Source organism: Pseudarthrobacter sulfonivorans, assembly GCF_014712225.1.
GTDB lineage: Bacteria > Actinomycetota > Actinomycetes > Actinomycetales > Micrococcaceae > Arthrobacter > Arthrobacter sulfonivorans.
Genome location: NZ_JACXBW010000039.1, coordinates 1 through 1,710, shown reverse-complemented (window position 1 = coordinate 1,710; position 1,710 = coordinate 1). Strand labels below are relative to the sequence as shown.

Annotated in this window: 1 protein-coding gene; it reads right to left on the bottom strand. The window is 65.3% G+C overall.

Annotated features, from left to right (window positions below; translation table 11 throughout):
* Nucleotides 1–85: 85 nt before the first annotated feature.
* Nucleotides 86–1,549 (bottom strand): MFS transporter, encoded by a 1,464-nt coding sequence (locus IAQ70_RS22425; protein ID WP_190992159.1) that lies wholly within the window; start codon nucleotides 1,547–1,549, stop codon nucleotides 86–88.
* Between the last annotated feature and the right edge of the window lie 161 nt (nucleotides 1,550–1,710).

Below are 1,710 nucleotides of genomic sequence, written 5' to 3'. Positions count from 1 at the left end.
CGGTTCGGGACGCACCCACACAAGAAGGCCGACGACGGCGGGAGGTCCCGCCGTCGTCGGCCTTTGGTTTGAAATCCCCGCGGTGTCAGCCCAGATGGACCGGCTGGTTCGGGTCGCTGCCGCTGAACGTCTTTTTGGTGATGGTGATGAGCAGCAGTGCCAGGGGTGTGATCAGGATGGCAACCCCGGCAGCCCACAGGAACACGGACGAGTAGCCGGCGGACAGTGCTGCCATCTGGTTGCTCCCGCCGGCAGCCGCGGTTGCTGCGGCGGCGATGGTGCTGAAGAGGGCGATGCCCAGGGAGCCGCCGATCTGCTGCGTGGCGTTCACGAGCGCGCTGGCCACGCCGGCGTCGTGGTTGTCCACACCGAAGAGTGCGAGGTTCTGCATGGGCACAAACACCATGCCCAGGCCAATCCCCATGAGGATCAGGGCCGGAAGCATGTTCACCAGGTAGGTGCCCTCCGCGCTGACCCGGGTCAGCCAGAGCATGGCTGCGGCCATAAAGACAGGTCCGACGGCGGTGGGGATCTTCGCGCCCAGCTTCGGCAGGTTTTTGGCCACGACGGCCGCCGTGACAATGAGGACCACGGTCATGGGCAGGGAGGCGAGGCCGGCGATGAACGGGGCGAAGCCGAGCACAATCTGGATGTAGTAGTTGATGAACAGGATGCCGCCGATGAGGACGGCTCCCGCCAGGAACGAGGCCAGGAACGCGGCGCCGCGGTTGCGTTCGGTTGCCACGCGCAGCGGGAGGAGCGGGTGCCTGACCCTCTTCTCGACGACGACGAACAGCACCATCAGCACCACGCCCGCGAGGATGAAGCCCCAGGCCTCCGGCGTTCCCCAGCCGTGCTCGGCGTTGGTGAAACCGTAAACGAGGGAGCCCAGGCCGAGGGCGGCGAGGACCACGCCGGGCCAGTCGTACCGCGAGGGACCCGCGGCTTTGCTTTCACGGACCATCTTCACCACGCCGAACAGGGCGATCAGGGCGATGGGCACGTTCACGAAGAAGCACCAGCGCCAGGACACGTAGTCCGTGAGGAAGCCGCCCAGGAGCACCCCGGCCGCGGCGCCGACACCGCTGATGGAGCCGAAGATCGCGAAGGCCGTGCCGCGGTCCTTGCCACCGGGGAAGGATACCGTCAGCAGCGCCAGGGCCGCGGGGGCGAGGAGCGCCGCGAAGAGGCCCTGGAGGGCGCGGGCGCCGATGAGCTCCCAGGATTCCTGTGCGATGCCGCCGATCAGCGAGGCCGCGGCGAAGCCGGCAGCCGCCACGATGAACGTCCGTTTGCGCCCCCAGAAGTCGGCGATGCGCCCGCCGAGCAGCAGGAAGGCACCGAACACCAAAGCGTAGGCGGTCACCACCCAGGACCGCGTCGAGTCGCTGATCCCCATTTCGATCTGCAGCCGGGGCAGGGCCAGGTTCACGATGGTGCCGTCCAGCACCACCATGAACTGCGCCAGTGCGAGGAAAACCAGTGCCCCCCACCGGCTTTTCCCGCTTATTTTCTGTTCAGTCCCCGCACTTGCCAGCTGAGTTGCCACGGCTGTTTCCATCCCTTTGAAGTAGTAATACTTATACAAGTATAACTACTTCAGAGGGCACTCGTGACGACAGGGGAAACGCTCTCTCACTTGATGCGGGAAAAACAGAAACGCTCTCTCATTTAATGCGGGAAACACGGAAACGCTCTCTCACTGTCGTC